Origin of the sequence: Stenotrophomonas sp. (assembly GCF_031995405.1) — a bacterium.
Lineage (GTDB): Bacteria > Pseudomonadota > Gammaproteobacteria > Xanthomonadales > Xanthomonadaceae > Stenotrophomonas.
Genome location: NZ_DAMAGC010000075.1, coordinates 4,373 through 20,685 on the forward strand (window position 1 = coordinate 4,373; position 16,313 = coordinate 20,685).

Consider the following 16,313-nt stretch of genomic DNA (forward strand, 5'->3'; position numbering starts at 1 on the left):
CCCTGCTGTCAGCCCACTACCGGCAGCCGCTGGACTGGTCCGATGCGCTGATCGAGCAGTCCGCACGCACCCTGGACCGCCTGTACGGCACCCTGCGCGACCTAGCCGATGTGCAGGCAACGGCGGTGATCCCGGCCGAGATCGAGGCCGCGCTGGACGATGACCTCAACACCCCGCAGGCGCTGGCCGAACTGGCCCGCATCGCCAGCGAGGCGCGCAAGGCCGCCCCGGGCGAGCAGGCGCAGTGGAAGACCGCGCTGCTCGGCGCCGGCCTGGCGCTGGGCCTGCTGCAGCAGGATCCGGCCGCGTGGTTCGGCAATGCCCCCGGCGATGCCGACGACGACGCCCGCATCCAGGGCCTGATCGACGCACGCGGCGCGGCCAAGCAGGCGCGCGACTTCGCCCGCGCCGATGCCATCCGCGACCAGCTTGCCGCCGAGGGCATCGTGCTGGAAGACACCGCCCAGGGCGTGCGCTGGGTACGCAGGCGCTGATGCGGCGCCCGGCCAACGCGCGGGCGCTGCCACGACACAGACCCGGCCAGGGACGGCCGGGCGCTTCCTTCGAACCATCACGGCCAGCCCACGGAAGGCACACACCGGCCCGGAGTCCCCCATGACCATCGCATCCCCGTTCCCGCTTGAAGCCACCGCTGCCGAAGCACAGACCGCCATCGCCGAGGAGTTCGCCTTCTTCGGCGACTGGTCCGAGCGCTACCAGTACCTCATCGACCTGGGCCGCAAGCTGCCCGCCTTCCCGGAGGAGTGGAAGACCGAACAGCACCGCCTGCTCGGCTGCCAGTCGATGGTCTGGATCGTGCCGGAAGGCAATGCGCAGGCCCTGCGCTTCCACGCGATCAGCGACTCGGCGATCGTCTCCGGGCTGATCTACCTGGCGCTGCGCGTGTACTCCGGTCGCTCGGCGGCCGAGATTCTGGCCACCGAGCCGAGCTACATCCAGGACATCGGCCTGTCGCGCCACCTGTCGCCGACGCGCAGCAACGGCGTCGCCGCGATGCTCGCCTTCATCCGCGAGACCGCGCAGTCCCAGCACGCGCAGTCGTGAGTACCGACGCCCCTGCCGAGACCCCCGAGCGCGCGCTCACGCTGCTGGCCCGGCCCGGCTTCGCGCTGCTGCTGGCGTACCGCATCTGCGCGATGCTGTCTTACCAGATCGTGGCGGTCACGGTGGGGTGGCACATCTACGAAGTGACCCGCAATCCGTTCTCGCTGGGCCTGGTCGGCCTGGCCGAGGTGCTGCCGTTCTTCTGCGTGGCCCCGTTCGCCGGTTACCTGGTGGACCACCTGCCGCGCCGCCGGCTGGGCATGGTCGCCGCCAGCGGGCTGGTGCTCACCGCCGTGGTGCTTACCGCGGTCGCACAGGGCTGGTTGCCGTTCCACGGGGTGTGGCCGATCTACGCGGCGATCGCGATGACCGGCATGGTCCGCGCGTTCCTGTCGCCGATCTACAACGCGCTGTTCGCCCGGGTGCTCGAACGCCAGCAGTACGCGCGTGGCGCGGGCCTGGGCGCGGTGGTGTTCCAGGCCGGCATGGTCGCCGGCCCGGCCCTGGGCGGCCTGCTGGTGGCCACCGGCGGCAAGGGCGTGGCCTACGGAGTGGCGATGGCGGTGGCGCTCATCGCAGTGGGCTGCCTGGCGGTGCTGCGGGTGTCCGAGCCGGTCCACGCCGGCCCGGCCGCGCCGATCTTCAAGAGCATCGCCGAGGGCGGTCGCTTCGTGCTGGGCAACCGGATCATGGTCGGGGCAATGGCGCTGGACATGTTCTCGGTGCTGCTGGGCGGGGTGGTGGCGATGCTGCCGGCCTTCCTGCATGAAATCCTGCACCACGGCCCGGAAGGGCTGGGCATCCTGCGGGCGGCACCGGCGCTCGGGTCGGTGTGCGTGGGCCTGTGGCTGGCCCGTCGCCCGCTGCAGCGCAACGCCGGCCGCGTACTGCTGTGCGCGGTGGCCGGGTTCGGCCTGTGCGTGATCGGCTTCGGGCTGTCGCACAGTTTCTGGCTGTCGGCGCTGATCCTGCTGTTCTACGGGGCCTTCGACGGTGTGTCGGTGGTGATCCGCTCGACGATCCTGCAGCTGGCGACGCCGGAAGCGATGCGCGGCCGGGTCTCCTCGATCAACGGAATCTTCATCAGTTCGTCCAACGAGCTGGGCGCGTTCTACGCCGGCACCATGGCCAAGCTGCTCGGGCTGGTCCCTGCGGTGGTGCTCGGTGGTTTCGCGGTCCTGAGCGTGGCCGGCATCACCGCCTGGAAGAACCCCACCCTGCGCAACTTGAACCTGCGCGACCTGCAGTAGCGACCGACCGTGGGTCGGTATGTTTTGGCTCCGGGCCTGGAACATCCTTTCCCGAGTGCGAAGCAGATGGCAACAGCGGATCAACGGCGCCGAGTGCCTTGCCCGCACCAGGCTGGTCAGGGGTGTGTGAGTTCGCGGGACACGCCGTAAATACATCCATGTAGGCTCGCGCCCCGCATCCATGCGGGGCACGGTCCCGCGAACTCACACACCCCCGCCCTGGAAAGTTTCCCGGCAGCCATGGCAAGGCCATGGCGAAGATCAGAGAATCATCGGTCTGAAGGCATCCGATCCCGCTCTTTGGTTGCGCACCAGCACCCTGTCAGGGGCGGGTACGGGTGGGTTGGCGGGACCGTCGTGCGCCATGGATGGCGCACGCGAGCCTCCACGGAGGGATTCACGGCGTGTCCCGCCAACCCACCCGTACCCGCCCAAGCCAGCGCAGGCGCACACCCGGAGCAGTTGACCTGCCGTTGTCGTTGACCTGAGCTTCTGCTCCAAAGAAAAAAACCCGGCCGAAGCCGGGTTTTTTCATTGCATCCATCAACACCAGAGAATCAGTCGCCCTGCTGCTTCTGCAGGTGCTCCCAACGCTCCTGGGCGTCGATGGTGCGTTCGGCGGTCAGACGGGCTTCCAGACGATCCAGGCCGATTTCCTCGCCCGTGTCGACACAGTAGCCGTAGTCACCGTCTTCCAGGCGCTTCAGCGTGCTGTTGATCTTGCCGATCAGCTTGCGGTAACGATCGCGGGTACGCAGTTCCAGCGAGTTCTCGGTCTCGCGGGTGGCGCGTTCGGCTTCATCGCCGATATCACGCACTTCTTCCTGCAGGTTCGCGATGGTCTGCTTGGATTCCTCGACCAGATCATTGCGCCAGTGCTGCAGGCGCTGGCGGAAATACTCCAGCTGCAGCGGGCTCATGTATTCCTCTTCCGCACTCGGCTTGTAGCCATCGGGCAGGATCGGACGACCAGTGGCTTCGTCGGTCTTGTATTCCACCACCTTGACCTTGGTGCGCGGGGCCGGAGCGGACGAGCGCGCGGCCACGGCAACGGCGACCTTGCCGACCGGACGCGACACAGGCTTGGGGGCGGACTCGGACTTGATGGGGGTTTTTGCAGGCGATTTCGAAACGGGCACGGGATTCTTGTTTTGCGGGGCCTTGGAGGCGGGGGCCGCCGCTACCGGCGCCGGCGCGGACGCCGGAGAGGTAACAGGCTTGGCCGCGGACTTGGCCGGGACAGACTTGGCCGGTGCCGGCGATGCCGGCTTCGGTGCGGACTTCACTACGGGTGCTGCAGCCGGCTTGGACGCCGGCCTGGTTGCCACGGGCTTGCTGGCAGTCTTGCTCGCCTTGACCGGCGCGGGCGATGGCTGTTTGGCCGCCACCTTCTTCGCCGGGGTCGGCTTGGGAGCCGGCTTGGACACTGCCGACGCCACGGATTTCTTTGCGACGGTCTTGCCGACGGCGGCCTTCTTCACCGGCGCCTTGGCGACCGGCTTGGACGGCGCAGCCTTCCTGGCCACCGCTTTCTTGACCACCGGCTTGGCAGCGGCCGCCTTCTTCACCGGGACCTTGGCGACCACCGGCTTCTTGGCGACAGCCTTCTTCACCGGCTTGGCCGGTGCCTTGGCCGCGGATTTCTTTACGGGTGCCGTCCTGGCCGCCGGTTGTTTGGATGCAGGCTTGCCAGCCGGCTTGGCGGCCGGTTTTTTGGCAACGGACTTGGCCGCCAACTTCTTAGCAACAGGCTTGGCGGTTTTCTTGGCGGCCTTGACGGCCTTCTTTGCAGTTTTTTTAGCAGCCACGAAACGCTCTTCCTTGGTTTCCCCGGGGCCCGGGAAAGCGGGCCTTTATAGCCTACCCGACCAGCAGCAGCAACCACACCGCCTACTCCGTTCAGCCCCGGAGTCACAAGGGGTGCGACCGGTCTGTCCCGCGAGCGGGCCGACCTGCGCCGTTCGGTACCTGACCCGGCCAGCGGCCGGGGCGGCCCGCCACGCGCGTGGACGCGGAGGGGAGCCAACGCCCCATCCTGCGACAAATGCGGCCTTCATGCCAACTGCTCTAAGATTGGCGGGTGATCTCACGCCTGCTCATCGCCCTGCTGCGCTTCTACAAGCGCTTCATCAGCCCGTTGCTGGGGCCGCGTTGCCGCTTCATGCCCAGCTGTTCTGAATACGCCATGCAGGCCATCGCCACGCATGGGCCCGCGCGCGGCAGCTGGCTGGCCGCGCGCCGGCTGGGCCGTTGCCATCCCTTCCATCCCGGTGGCATCGACGAGGTGCCGCCGCGCGCCGCGCATGATGCCGCCTGCCGCTGCACAGGAAAACACTGAAATGTCCTCCACGCTCATCGTCAACGCCCGCCTGGTCAACGAAGGTCGCATCAGCGACGGCGACCTGCGCATCGAAAACGGCCGCATCGCGCAGATCGGCGCCGGCCTGGAAGCCCGCCCCGGCGAGACCGTGGTCGACGCCGCCGGCCGCTGGCTGCTGCCGGGCATGATCGACGACCAGGTGCACTTCCGCGAGCCGGGCCTGACCCACAAGGGCGACATCGCCACTGAATCGGCGGCGGCCGTGGCCGGCGGCCTGACCAGCTTCATGGACATGCCCAACACCAATCCGCCCACGCTCAGCGCGGACATCCTGCAGGCCAAATACGACGCCGCCGCGGGCCGTGCGCGCGCCAACTACGGGTTCTACATGGGCGCCAGCAACGACAACCTGGCCCACATCCAGTCGCTGGACCCCAAGACCGCACCGGGCATCAAGGTATTCATGGGCGCCTCCACCGGCAACATGCTGGTGGACAACCCGGAAACCCTCGACGCCATCTTCCGCGACGCGCCGACCCCGATCATCACCCATTGCGAAGACACGCCGATGATCGATGCCAAGGCCAGGGAGTACGCCGAGAAGTATGGCGACGCCCTCAGTGCCGAACAGCACCCGGACATCCGCTCGCGCGAGGCCTGCCTGAAGTCCTCGGAGCTGGCCGTGTCGCTGGCCAGGAAGCACGGCACCCGCCTGCACGTGCTGCATATCTCCACCGCCGACGAACTCAAGCTGTTCGAACGCGGCCCGCTGATCCGCGCCGATGGCAGCCGCAAGCAGATCACCGCCGAAACCTGCATCCACTTCCTGCGCTTTGACCGCAGCGATTACGCGCGGCTGGGCAACCTGATCAAGTGCAACCCGGCCATCAAGGAAGCCAGCGACCGCGAAGCCCTGACCCGTGCCGTGGCCGAGGACGTGATCGACGTGCTGGCCACCGACCACGCCCCGCACACCTGGGAAGAAAAGCAGAAGCCCTACCCGCAGGCACCGTCCGGCCTGCCGCTGGTGCAGTACGCGCTGGTCGCCGCGCTGGAGCTGGTCCACGAAGGCAAGCTGGAGATCACCCAGGTGGTGCAGAAATTCGCGCACGCCCCGGCGCAGTTGTTCGACGTGAGCCAGCGCGGCTATCTGCGCGAAGGCTATTTCGCCGACCTGGTGCTGGTGGAGGACGTGCCGTTCACGGTCAAGCGCGAAGACGTGCTCTCCAAGTGCGGCTGGTCGCCGTTTGAGGGCATGACCTTCCGCTCGCGCGTCGCCTCGACCTGGGTCAACGGCGAACTGGCCTGGGACGGCACGCAGCTGGTCGGTGCACCCAATGGCCAGCGCATGAGCTTCGACCGCTGATGCGTGCACGGCTAGTAAGTCTTGGCCTGCTGTTGGCGGGCAGTGTGATGGCGGCCGGCATGCTGCCCTCGCCCGCCTCGGCGCAGGCCGACGGTCGGGTCGTGTTTCCGGCCAGCGCGTCGCAGGGCGCCATGGTGATCGGCAAGGTGCCGGCCGGCAGCGTGGTCCAGTATGCCGGCCGCAGCCTGCGGGTGAGTGGCTATGGCAGCGTGGTGTTCGGCATCGGCCGCGACGAGAAGGGGCCGCTGCAGCTCCAGGTGCAGCGCCCCGACGGCGGCAGCGAGACGGTCGACATCGCGGTGACCGCGCGCGACTGGCCGACCGAGCGGGTCAACGGCGTGCCACCCAAGACCGTCAACCCGCCGCCGGCGATTGCCGAACGGATCAAGCGCGAGCAGGCCCAGGTCACCGCCGCGCGGGCGCGTGACGACAACCGCACCGACTTCGCCCAGGCCTTCATCTGGCCGGTGCAGGGCCGCATCAGCGGCCGCTTCGGCAATGCGCGCGTCTACAACGGCCAGCCCGGCGCGGGTCACTCGGGCATGGACATCGCGGTGCCGACCGGCACCTCGGTGAAGGCACCGGCCGCCGGCGTGGTCACCTTCGCCGGCCCGGACCTGTACCTCACCGGCGGCACCCTGCTGCTGGACCACGGCTTCGGAATCAGCTCGAATTTCCTGCACCTGTCGCGCATCGACGTGAAGGTCGGCGACCGCGTCGAACAGGGCCAGGTCATCGCCGCGGTCGGCGCCACCGGTCGCGCGACCGGGCCGCACCTGCACTGGGGCATGAACTGGTTCGATACCCGCATCGACCCGCTGCTGGTGCTTGAACGCGGCAAGTGATCCGCGCGCGATCGGCGCCGCACGCGGCCGGTACGGATGGGGCGGCCATCCATTGCAACATGGCCGCTGCAGCCCGCCCCAGCCAGGGGGCAGTGCCCGCTGTCGCCACCTCACCCGCAGGGCGGCACCGGATCAGCCGCGACCGGCCCACCACGTGCGCAGCAACGTGCGCATCGGCGTCACCTTGAGCTCGCGGCCCTGCGCGCTGGCCTGCAGCCGCGTGCGTGCAAGCGAGGCGTACATGCGGCGTACGCGCGGTCCCGCCACGCGCGCCGGCCATTGCGCCAGCAACTGCCGCGCCCACTGCTGGGCGGCGGTGTCACCGTCGGCGTCCAGCAGCGAGCGCGGTACCGCCGCCACGCCCGCTTCCTGCAGCCGCTGCGCCAACGTCTGCACCAGCACCGGGGTGGCCACGTCGCCACGCGCCGGGGTATCGAACATCACCGCTTCCACCGCCGCCACCGCCGCTGCGTAGGGCTGCAGCGCGCGCAGCGCCTGCGCCGGCTCCAGCGCGGCGGAGCGCGCATCGATCAGGTCCGGCAGGGTGTCGGCCAGCGCCGCCCACGGCGCGCGCACCGGCTCCAGCAGCCGCCCCAGCGGATGCCGCGAGCGCTGCGCGGCCCAACTGCGCAGCTCTTCGCCCCACCACGCCAGCTTGGCGTCGGACGGGGTCGGGTCACCGTTGGTGTTGAGGATGTCGTCGAACTCCTGCAGCAGCGTGAACCACGCCACGGCGAGGCTGCGCTGCGCCTCGGGCACGAACGGGTCGGCCACCGACCATTCCGGCCAGCGGGTCCGCCACTTGTCCAGGAAACTGTCGAGGGCGCTGGAAGTTGTCACGGGGAAATCCTTGGAAGTGATGTGCCGACCACCGGTCGGCCGCTACCGGGGTGCGCGCCGGCCGAATACCGGTGCGTGCCTGGGTTGCACTGCGCAGCGGCCGGCGGCCGATGCCTGGCGGGCGATCAGGCGCGTGCCAACGGCCAGGCGTCGCCACGCTGCAGCTGTGCGGGCTGGTCGATCATGCACTCCGCGCCCCACGCCAGCGGGTCGTCGGCGTCGAGCCGATAACCCCACAGCGCGGCCACCGAGGCCATGCCGGCGGCGTTGGCGGCGACGATGTCGCGTTCGTCATCACCGACGTAGACGCAGGTGGCCGGGTCGATCCGCAGGCGCTCGGCCGCAGCCAGCAGCGGCAGCGGGTGTGGCTTGCGCTGGGCCAGGGTGTCGCCCCCGATCAGCACCTTGCAGCGGCTTTCCCAGCCCAGCTGCGGCACGATCAGACGGGCCAGGTACTCCGGCTTGTTGGTGACGATGCCCCACACGCAGCCGGCGGCATCCAGCGCATCGAGCATGCCGGCCACGCCGTCGAACAGCGTCGCGTACTGGCCGATCAGGCCTTCATAACGCTCGAGGAACTCCGGCACCAGCGCATCGCGCTCGACCTGCCCCAGTTCCGGGAAGGCTACCGACACCATCGCCCGCGACCCCTTGGAGACCACCGGACGCAGTGCGTCCAGGCTGATCGGCGGGCGCGCGCGCGCGGCCAGCATCGCGTTGGCCGTGGCCAGCATGTCCGGCGCGCTGTCGAGCAGCGTGCCGTCCAGGTCGAACAGGACCGCCTGCGGGAAACCGGACTCAGACACGGGCGGCATCGTCCGGCTTGACCGCATGGGCCAGGTAATTGATGTCGGTGCGCGAACTCAGACGCGCGCGGTTGCGCCACGGCTCGTAGGCCATGCCGCTGACGTCGCGCAGGTTGAAATCGCACTCGCGCAGCCATTTGCCCAGCTCGGCCGGCTTGATGAAATCCTGGTAGTGGTGCGTGCCCTTGGGCAACAGCCGCGCCACGTATTCGGCGCCGACGATCGCCACCGCGAAGGCGGCCGGGGTGCGGTTGACCGTGGAAAGGAACAGCTGGCCACCGGGCTTGAGCAGGCGATGGCAGGCGGCGATGATCGCGCCCGGGTCCGGCACGTGCTCGAGCATTTCCATGCAGGTGACCACGTCGAAGCTTCCCGGTTGTTCGGCCGCCAGGTCCTCGGCGGCCTGCACGCGGTAGTCCACCTGCACGCCCGATTCCAGGCTGTGCAGCCGCGCCACCTTGACCAGTTCCGGCGCCAGGTCGATCGCGGTCACCTCCGCCCCTTCCCTGGCCAGGGCCTCACTGAGCAGGCCGCCACCGCAGCCGATGTCGAGCACGCGCGCACCGCGCAGGGTGACGCGGCTGGCGACGTACTGCAGGCGCACCGGGTTCAGCGCGTGCAAGGGCTTCTGCGGGCCGTCGACGTCCCACCAGCGGTTGGCAAGGGCGGCGAACTTGTCCAGTTCGGCCTGGTCGAAATTGGTGGAAGCGTGCGGGGTATTCATGGGGATCCTTGGTGCATCAAGCACGGATGTGGCGGATGCGCTCGCGCCACTGGCGGGCGTTGGCGACAATTGCCGCCGTGTCCATGCCGACCAGTTCGCGCTGGACCAGCTTGGGCTGCCCGGCGATCCAGACATCGCTGACCTGGTGACGGCCGGCGGCATATACAAGCTGGGACAGCACATGGTGCAGCGGCTGGGTTTCCAGCGCGGACAGGTCCACGCAGACCAGGTCGGCCTGCTTGCCGACTTCGATCGAGCCGATACGGTCGCCGAAGCCCAGCGCGCGCGCGCCGCCCAGCGTGGCCGCGCGCAGCGTGGTGGCCGCGTCCAGCGCGGTGGCATCGTTGGCCACGGCCTTGGCCAGGATCGCCGCGGTGCGGTTTTCGCTGAACATGTCCAGGTCGTTGTTGCTGGCGCAGCCATCGGTGCCGATGGCCAGGTTCACCCCGGCGCGCTGCAGCGCGCAGGCCGGGCAGAAGCCGGAGGCCAGCTTGAGGTTGGATTCGGGGCAATGCACCACGCTGACGCCGCGCTCGGCGCACAGGTGGATTTCGGCGTCCGTCAGTTGGGTCATGTGCACCGCGATCAGGCGGTCGTTGACCAGGCCGAGACGGTCCAGTCGCGCCAGCGGACGCTGGCCGTGCAGCTTGATCGAATCGCTGATCTCCTGCGCGGTCTCATGCGTATGCAGGTGCACCTGCATGTCCAGCTGGTCGGACAACATGCGCACGCGTTCGAAGTTGGCGTCGTTGACCGTGTACGGCGCGTGCGGGGCGAACGAGGTGCCGATCAGCGGATCGTTGCGCCACTGGTCGTGCAGCTCACCGGCCTTGGCGAAGTACTCGTCGTCGGTCTTGGCCCAGGCGGTGGGGAAATCGATGATCACCGCACCGACCAGCGCGCGGAAACCGTGCTGCTTGTAGACCGCGGCCTGGACGTCGGAGAAGAAGTAGTTTTCGTTGGCGCAGGTGGTGCCACCGCGCAGCATTTCGGCAATCGCCAGGGTGGTGCCGTCGGCCACGAACTCCGGCCCGATCACCGCCGCTTCCACCGGCCAGATGTGCTGCTGCAGCCACACCATCAGCGGCAGGTCGTCGGCGACGCCGCGCAGCAGGGTCATCGGGTTGTGGGTGTGCGCGTTGACCAGGCCCGGCATCAGCGCCGCATCGGGGCGCGAGACGGTCTGCTTCGGCACGAAGCGCTCGCGTGCCTCGGCACGCGGCAGGATCGCGATGATCTCGCTGCCCCGTACCGCCACGGCATGGTCTTCCAGCACCACGGCATGCGGTTCGATCGGGACCACGTAACCGGCTTCGATCAGCAGGTCACAGGTTTCGGGAATGCGTGCGGTGTCGGTCATGCGGACTCACTGTGCTGGGCGGACGACCCGAAGGCGTGGGCGACCGGGCGCTCTGGAGGTAGAGCCGAGCCATGCTCGGCTGCGCGTGGTGTCGGCATCATGAACGCCGGGAAGTGCCTGGGTGCCGACCAACGGTCGGCTTTACCGAGGGGCCAGCCGACCAACGGTCGGCTCTACCGAGGGTCGGCCGATCAACGATCGGCGTTACGAAGGGCCAGCCGAGCATGGCTCGGCTCTACCGTAATCCGGCTTCGCCGGATTACTTGCCTGCGCGCGCGGAGTATTCGCCCGAGCGGGTGTCGACCTTGATGATTTCATCCTGGTTGACGAACAGCGGCACGCGGACCACCGCACCGGTTTCCAGGGTGGCCGGCTTGCCGCCGCCGCCCGAGGTGTCGCCACGGACGCCCGGGTCGGTTTCGGTGATCTTCAGCTCGACGAAGTTCGGCGGCTGGACGAAGATCGGTTCACCGTTCCACAGGGTGACGATGCAGGACTCTTCGCCCTTCAGCCACTTCTCTGCGCCGCCCATGCCGGACTTGGTGGCCTGGACCTGCTCGAAGGATTCCGGGTCCATGAAGTGCCAGAACTCGCCGTCGCTGTACATGAAGTCCATGTTGGTATCCACGACGTCGGCCTTCTCCACGTCATCGGTCGCCTTCATGGTCATTTCGACCACGCGGCCCGACTTGATGAAGCGGTACTTCATGCGGGTGAAGGCCTGGCCCTTGCCCGGCTTGACGTACTCGGTCTCAGTGATGACGGCCGGTTCGTTGTTGATCAGGATCTTCATCCCGTTCTTGACATCGTTCATGCCAACAGTGGCCATGCTGAAACTCCTGAATGGGCAAACGCCGCGCAGGCGCGGCGAGCCGGATAGAATGGGATGTCCCACCGGTGCCGGTGGGGTGACGCGATATTTCTGACCCACATGATAACCGCAGGCCCCCATTCCATGCAGCTTTCCGCCACGCCCCTGGCCGCCCCCGTCCGCTGGCAGCAACGGTGGCGCGAGGCGATCCGCGACCCGCGCGAGTTGTTGCGGCAGCTGGGGCTGGACCCGCTGGAGCTGGGAGTATCGGACGCGGCGGCGGGCCAGTTCGCGGTGCGTGTGCCGCAGGGCTTTGCGGCCCGGATGCGCCACGGCGACCGCCATGACCCCCTGCTGCGCCAGGTCCTGCCGATCACCGACGAGCTCAAGGTCGTGCCGGGCTTCAGCCTGGACGCGGTTGGCGACGGTGCCGCCAAGAAGGCCACGGGGGTCATCCAGAAGTACCGTGGCCGCGCCCTGCTGGTGACCACCGGCAGCTGCGCGATCAACTGCCGCTACTGCTTCCGCCGCCACTTCGACTACGGCAGCGAGAACGCGGCCCGCGAAGGCTGGCGCGATGCGGTGGACGCCATTGCCCAGGACCCGGACATCGACGAGGTGATCCTGTCCGGCGGCGACCCGCTGTCGCTGGCCACCCACAAGCTGGTCGAGCTGACCCAGGCGCTGCGGCAGATCCCGCACCTGCGCCGCCTGCGCATCCACAGCCGCCTGCCGGTGGTGTTGCCCGAGCGCGTGGATGACGAACTGGTGCAGTGGCTGGCCAGCCTGCCGTGGCCGGTGGCGTTCGTGATCCATGCCAACCACGCCAATGAATTCGATGCCACGGTGGACGCGGCCATGGCGCGCCTGCGTGCGGCCGGGGCCACCCTGCTCAACCAGGCGGTGCTGCTGCGCGGGGTCAACGATTCGCTGCCGGCCCTGCAGGACCTGAGCGAGCGCAGCTTCGCCGCCGGCGTGCTGCCCTACTACCTCTACCAGGTGGACCGGGTCGAAGGCGTGGCCCATTTCGAGGTCGACGACGACACCGCCAAGGACCTGCATGCGCAGCTGACCGCGCGCCTGTCCGGCTACCTGGTGCCCAAGCTGGTCCGCGAGATCTCCGGCGACAGCAGCAAGCGACCGGTGTGAGCCAGCCCAGCCACCCACGGTGGCTGCGCCCCTAGATGCCCGATTCGATCATCTGCACCACCTCGGTGGCGCTGACCGGGTGGCTGAGCCAGTAGCCCTGGGCCAGGTCGCAGCCGCGCTGGGCCAGCAGGTCGAACTGCACTTCCTGCTCGATGCCTTCGGCCACCACCGTGATCCCCAGCGCGTGGGCCATGGCGATGATCGCCGTGGTCAGCGCCAGGTCGTCGGGGTCGCGCTGCATGTCGGCCACGAAGCTCTTGTCGATCTTGACCCCGTCCACCGGCACCTGGCGCAGGTGGCTCAGGCCGGAGAAGCCGGTGCCGAAGTCGTCCAGCCATACCTTCACCCCGGTGCGGTGCAGCTTGTCGAGCAGCGCGGCGGCCAGCATTTCATCGCCGATCACCGCCGTTTCGGTCAGCTCCAGGTGCAGGCGCGAGGCCGGCAGGCCGGTCTCGCGCAGGCAGTCGGCAACCACGCTGGGCAGTTCGCCACCGCGCAGCTGGCGCGGCGAGACGTTGACCGACACGAACAGGCCGTCGTTGTCCACGCCATGCGGCCATTGCACCGCTTCCATGCAGGCCGCGCGCAGCACCTTGGGGCCGATCACCTCGATCAGCCCGCTCTGCTCGGCCACTTCGATGAACACCGACGGCGGAATCGTGCCCAAGGTCGGGTGCTGCCAGCGCAACAGCACCTCCACCCCGACCATGCGCCGGTCGCGGGTTCGGAAGATCGGCTGGTAGACCAGCCGCAGCTCGCCGCGCTCCCACGCCCCGCGCAGCTCCTGCTCCATGTGCACGCGGCGTTCCACCGCATGGTCCATGGCCCGGCTGTAATAGCGGTAGCAGTTCTTGCCGGCGACCTTGGCCTGGTACATGGCGATGTCGCCATTCTTCAGCAGCGTGGTCGCATCGGCCGCATCGTCGGGGAACAGGGTGACCCCGATCGAGCTGCCCAGGAACAGCTCGCGGCCCTGCACGAACAGCGGCTTGCTCAATTCGCGCACCAGGATCTCGGCCAGCTGGCGCGCGTTGGCGGCCACATCGCCCGCGCCCAGCAGGATCACGAATTCGTCGCCGCCAAAGCGCGCCAGCAGGGCCTCGTCACCGCCAGCCTGGGCCACGGCGGTGCTGATGCGCTGGGCGAACTGCAGCAGCGCCTCATCGCCGGCTTCGTGACCCAGGGTGTCGTTGACGCGCTTGAAATCGTCCATGTCGGCAAACAGCAGCGCCAGCCGATGGTTGGAGGCGCGCGCGGCCATCAGCCGATGGTCCAGCGCCTCACGGAACGCCAGCCGGTTGGTCAGCCCGGTCAACGCATCGGTGTAGGCCATGTGGCGCACCTCGCGGTCGTGCCGGGCGATCGACTCGCTCATGCGGCCGAAGGCCCGTACCAGTTCGCCCATTTCGTCGTTGCGCGTGCTCTCGCGCAGCTGCGGGCGGTAATCGCCCGCTTCGATCTGGCGGGCGGCCGCGGCCAGCCAGCGGATCGGGGTGACCAGGCTGCGCTGCACATAGATGATCATGCCCGCGCCGATGCCGACCAGCAGCCCCAGCATCAGCAGCAACCAGCCCAGGTGGCGCTTGCCGACCTGCTCCAGGCGCTCGCCCAGGGTCTGGTTGGCACGCAGTTCCATGGCCTGCACGTCGTCCAGCGCCATGCCCACGCGGACGCCACCGATGCGCTGGTTGCCGACCATGATCGGCATGGCGTTGTCGAGCACCTTCGGCGACTGCTGCACCACCAGCGCGCGCGCGGCGACGGCACCGGCGGCCAGCGGGTCGCTCATCGGCCGGCCGAAGTCGATCACCTCGGTGCTGCCGTCATGGATCAGCTTGCCGTCCTCGTCGAACACCAGCACGTAGCGCACCACCTGCTGCCGCGAGGTGTTGCGCACCAGCGCACCGACCTGCTCCAGGTCGTTGTAGTACAGCGGATTGGCCAGCGCATCGGACAGCTCGCGCGCCAGCGCTTCGCCGCGGCTGCGCACGCTGCGGTCGAACAGATCGTGGATGACGTTGCCGCTGAGGTGCTGCACCTCGCCCTGCATGGTCGCCTGGCGCCCCAGCACCACCGCCACGATCACCACCACGACCAGCATCGCGCCGCTCATCGCCAGCACGAACCGTGTCTGCATTCCGGAACCCAACAGCCTCATTCCACTTCCATCCGCACGCGAGCCAGCCCCTGTTTCAGTTCATCCAACCGGTGTTGCATCTGCGCATCCACCCGATGGAACCCGGACGTACCAAAAAACTTCTGCAGCGCATCCTGCGCCAAGGGATCTGCCGCTGCCTCCAGCAGTACCTGCTGCAGGCGATCACGCACGTTCGCATCCAAGCCGGCGCGCACCATCTCCACCGCACGCGGATACGGCTCGGTGCGGTGGATGACACGGAAGTCGCGCAGGAAACTGGCCGGGATCCGATGCCCGTCGGTCCAGTCCACGCTGCTTACCGCGCCCGCGTCGACCACGCCCTTGTGGACCAGGGTGGCGATGTTGCCTTCGGTGCGGGCGAACACGTAGCCCACGGTATCGGGGGCCGCCGCATCGCGCGCGGACAACAGGATCTCCGGGGTCAGCCCTTCCTGCAACAGGGTCATCACCGGTACCAGGTAGGCACTGGTGGAGGCCACGTTCTGCAGGGCCAGCGTGTGCCCCTTGAGGTCGGCCAGGGTCACGATCGGGCTGTCGCGGCGGACGAAGAACACGGTGTGGTAATCGCGCACGCCGCTGCGCTCGGTGAGCAGCAGCGGCTGCGCACCGCTGCGCATGCCCAGCGCCACGGCGGTGCCCGAGGTTTCGGTGACCCAGTCCACGCGGCCGCGGCGCAGGTAGCTGCCCATCTGCTGGGCATCGGGCGCCATCAGGATGCGGCCTTCGGTAATGCCCACATCGCGCATGCGCGGGACCACGTAATCCAGCAGGGGTTGCAGTTGCGCATAGTGTGACTTGGGATTGTCGCTGATCCGTCCCAGCACCAGCACATTGCCGGGATCGGCCATGGCGGGCCCGGTCATCCATGTGATGGCCAGACACAGCAGCGCCCCCTGCAACAGCCATCGCAGACCCGGTACTCGCATTCACTCCCCCCAAGGAATCCGAACAGCCTACCCGAAAAAGTGAGAACTGCGTCAGCTCATTCGGGGCGGTTGTTCGCCAATCTCGCCATTCGCTGGGCATCGGCGAGAATGCCGCGCAGCAGGCGCACTTCCTGTTCGCTCAGTTCGGTGCGCAGGAACAGGCGGCGCAGCTTGCGCATCGCCGAATCGGGTGCACGGCCCTTGTGGAAGTCGATCTCGTCCAGGGTCTGGCCAAGCTGGCCGAACAGGCCTTCGACCTGGGCGTGGCTGGCCGGCTGCTCGCGGTGTTCGGGGTCGGCCGGGGCCGCGCCTTCGACGCCGCCGAGGACGGCCATGCGCAGTTCATAGGCCAGCACCTGCACCGCGGCGGCGAGGTTGAGCGAGCTGAAATCGGGATGGGACGGAATGTGCACGGCCAGGTGGCACAGCTGCAGTTCTTCGTTGGTCAGGCCGGTGCGCTCGCGGCCGAACACGAAGGCGACCTCGGCGTCGGGCTCGGCGGCCTTGGCCAGGGCGCGCTGGGCGGCCACGGTGGGCAGCAGCTCTTCCAGCTGGACCCGGCGGGCGCGTGCGGTGCAGCCCAGCACGAGGGTGCAGTCGGCCACGGCCTCGGCCAGGGTGGCCACGACCGGGGCGTCGCCGAGGACGTCTTCGGCGCCGGCCGAGCGCCTGAAGGCCTCTTCATCCAGGGGC

The 16,313-nt window shown here is 68.5% G+C and carries 16 protein-coding genes; 7 read left to right on the forward strand and 9 right to left on the reverse strand.

The annotated features are described in order from the left end of the window. The 3 genes from RTO53_RS13335 to RTO53_RS13345 all read left to right on the forward strand — a co-directional run. Positions 1 to 494: DALR domain-containing protein (locus tag RTO53_RS13335; protein WP_312238239.1), on the forward strand; the 494-nt coding region annotated here is incomplete at its 5' end. Positions 495 to 615: 121 nt separating this feature from the next. Next, complete coding sequence (locus tag RTO53_RS13340) at positions 616 to 1,065, forward strand: SufE family protein (protein ID WP_312238240.1); 450 nt, start codon at positions 616 to 618, stop codon at positions 1,063 to 1,065. Beyond that, positions 1,062 to 2,315 carry an MFS transporter gene (locus RTO53_RS13345; RefSeq protein ID WP_312238241.1) on the forward strand — a complete coding sequence of 418 codons (1,254 nt, stop codon included), beginning with the start codon at positions 1,062 to 1,064 and terminating at the stop codon, positions 2,313 to 2,315. Before RTO53_RS13340 ends, RTO53_RS13345 begins: the two co-directional genes overlap by 4 nt. Before the next feature lie 557 nt (positions 2,316 to 2,872). Here the strand turns inward: RTO53_RS13345 and dksA are convergent. Further along, on the reverse strand, positions 2,873 to 4,123 hold the full coding sequence (gene dksA / locus RTO53_RS13350) for an RNA polymerase-binding protein DksA (protein WP_312238242.1): 1,251 nt from the start codon (positions 4,121 to 4,123) through the stop codon (positions 2,873 to 2,875). A gap of 272 nt (positions 4,124 to 4,395) precedes the next feature. On the opposite strand from dksA, the gene yidD reads away from it, so the two are divergent. From yidD to RTO53_RS13365, 3 genes are read left to right on the forward strand one after another with little or no spacing between them, the layout of a single operon-like run. After that, positions 4,396 to 4,653 (forward strand): membrane protein insertion efficiency factor YidD, encoded by a 258-nt coding sequence (gene yidD, locus RTO53_RS13355; protein ID WP_019182827.1) that lies wholly within the window; start codon positions 4,396 to 4,398, stop codon positions 4,651 to 4,653. Position 4,654: 1 nt separating this feature from the next. Next, the gene (locus tag RTO53_RS13360) at positions 4,655 to 6,001 is read left to right on the forward strand and encodes a dihydroorotase (protein ID WP_312238243.1); all 1,347 of its coding nucleotides are present in this window, start codon (positions 4,655 to 4,657) and stop codon (positions 5,999 to 6,001) included. Then, complete coding sequence (locus RTO53_RS13365) at positions 6,001 to 6,846, forward strand: M23 family metallopeptidase (RefSeq protein ID WP_312238244.1); 846 nt, start codon at positions 6,001 to 6,003, stop codon at positions 6,844 to 6,846. The genes RTO53_RS13360 and RTO53_RS13365 overlap by 1 nt, the downstream gene beginning before the upstream one ends. A gap of 132 nt (positions 6,847 to 6,978) precedes the next feature. Here the strand turns inward: RTO53_RS13365 and RTO53_RS13370 are convergent, their stop codons facing one another. The 5 genes from RTO53_RS13370 to efp all read right to left on the reverse strand — a co-directional run bounded on the left by RTO53_RS13370 (position 6,979) and on the right by efp (position 11,405). Beyond that, on the reverse strand, positions 6,979 to 7,686 hold the full coding sequence (locus RTO53_RS13370; RefSeq protein ID WP_312238245.1) for a squalene/phytoene synthase family protein: 708 nt from the start codon (positions 7,684 to 7,686) through the stop codon (positions 6,979 to 6,981). 125 nt (positions 7,687 to 7,811) lie between these two features. After that, positions 7,812 to 8,492 carry a phosphoglycolate phosphatase gene (locus tag RTO53_RS13375; protein ID WP_312238246.1) on the reverse strand — a complete coding sequence of 227 codons (681 nt, stop codon included), beginning with the start codon at positions 8,490 to 8,492 and terminating at the stop codon, positions 7,812 to 7,814. After that, the gene (gene ubiG / locus RTO53_RS13380) at positions 8,485 to 9,216 is read right to left on the reverse strand and encodes a bifunctional 2-polyprenyl-6-hydroxyphenol methylase/3-demethylubiquinol 3-O-methyltransferase UbiG (protein ID WP_312238247.1); all 732 of its coding nucleotides are present in this window, start codon (positions 9,214 to 9,216) and stop codon (positions 8,485 to 8,487) included. The genes RTO53_RS13375 and ubiG overlap by 8 nt, the downstream gene beginning before the upstream one ends. 16 nt (positions 9,217 to 9,232) lie before the next feature. Next, positions 9,233 to 10,576 (reverse strand): TRZ/ATZ family hydrolase, encoded by a 1,344-nt coding sequence (locus RTO53_RS13385; RefSeq protein WP_312238248.1) that lies wholly within the window; start codon positions 10,574 to 10,576, stop codon positions 9,233 to 9,235. A gap of 259 nt (positions 10,577 to 10,835) precedes the next feature. Further along, the gene (gene efp / locus RTO53_RS13390) at positions 10,836 to 11,405 is read right to left on the reverse strand and encodes an elongation factor P (protein WP_256774720.1); all 570 of its coding nucleotides are present in this window, start codon (positions 11,403 to 11,405) and stop codon (positions 10,836 to 10,838) included. A 126-nt stretch (positions 11,406 to 11,531) separates the two neighbouring features. Between efp and epmB the strand changes: the two genes are divergently transcribed. Further along, on the forward strand, positions 11,532 to 12,536 hold the full coding sequence (gene epmB / locus RTO53_RS13395; protein WP_312238249.1) for an EF-P beta-lysylation protein EpmB: 1,005 nt from the start codon (positions 11,532 to 11,534) through the stop codon (positions 12,534 to 12,536). Positions 12,537 to 12,567: 31 nt separating this feature from the next. Here epmB and RTO53_RS13400 read toward each other — a convergent pair whose 3' ends face one another. From RTO53_RS13400 to RTO53_RS13410, 3 genes are all read right to left on the reverse strand, one after another. Continuing rightward, the gene (locus RTO53_RS13400) at positions 12,568 to 14,694 is read right to left on the reverse strand and encodes an EAL domain-containing protein (RefSeq protein ID WP_312238250.1); all 2,127 of its coding nucleotides are present in this window, start codon (positions 14,692 to 14,694) and stop codon (positions 12,568 to 12,570) included. Continuing rightward, positions 14,691 to 15,620 (reverse strand): phosphate/phosphite/phosphonate ABC transporter substrate-binding protein, encoded by a 930-nt coding sequence (locus tag RTO53_RS13405; protein ID WP_312238251.1) that lies wholly within the window; start codon positions 15,618 to 15,620, stop codon positions 14,691 to 14,693. The genes RTO53_RS13400 and RTO53_RS13405 overlap by 4 nt, the downstream gene beginning before the upstream one ends. Positions 15,621 to 15,676: 56 nt before the next feature. Then, positions 15,677 to 16,313, reverse strand: a 637-nt coding sequence (locus tag RTO53_RS13410; RefSeq protein WP_312238252.1) for an RNA methyltransferase, incomplete at its 5' end; no start/stop codon positions are given.

Coding starts and splice junctions, on each gene's coding strand:
- RTO53_RS13365 (WP_312238244.1), top strand. CDS start 6,001: ATGCGTGCACGGCTAGTAAGTCTTGGCCTGCTGTTGGCGGGCAGTGTG.
- RTO53_RS13405 (WP_312238251.1), bottom strand. CDS start 15,620: ATGCGAGTACCGGGTCTGCGATGGCTGTTGCAGGGGGCGCTGCTGTGT.
- RTO53_RS13360 (WP_312238243.1), top strand. CDS start 4,655: ATGTCCTCCACGCTCATCGTCAACGCCCGCCTGGTCAACGAAGGTCGC.
- efp (WP_256774720.1), bottom strand. CDS start 11,405: ATGGCCACTGTTGGCATGAACGATGTCAAGAACGGGATGAAGATCCTG.
- RTO53_RS13340 (WP_312238240.1), top strand. CDS start 616: ATGACCATCGCATCCCCGTTCCCGCTTGAAGCCACCGCTGCCGAAGCA.
- RTO53_RS13400 (WP_312238250.1), bottom strand. CDS start 14,694: ATGAGGCTGTTGGGTTCCGGAATGCAGACACGGTTCGTGCTGGCGATG.
- epmB (WP_312238249.1), top strand. CDS start 11,532: ATGCAGCTTTCCGCCACGCCCCTGGCCGCCCCCGTCCGCTGGCAGCAA.
- ubiG (WP_312238247.1), bottom strand. CDS start 9,216: ATGAATACCCCGCACGCTTCCACCAATTTCGACCAGGCCGAACTGGAC.
- RTO53_RS13385 (WP_312238248.1), bottom strand. CDS start 10,576: ATGACCGACACCGCACGCATTCCCGAAACCTGTGACCTGCTGATCGAA.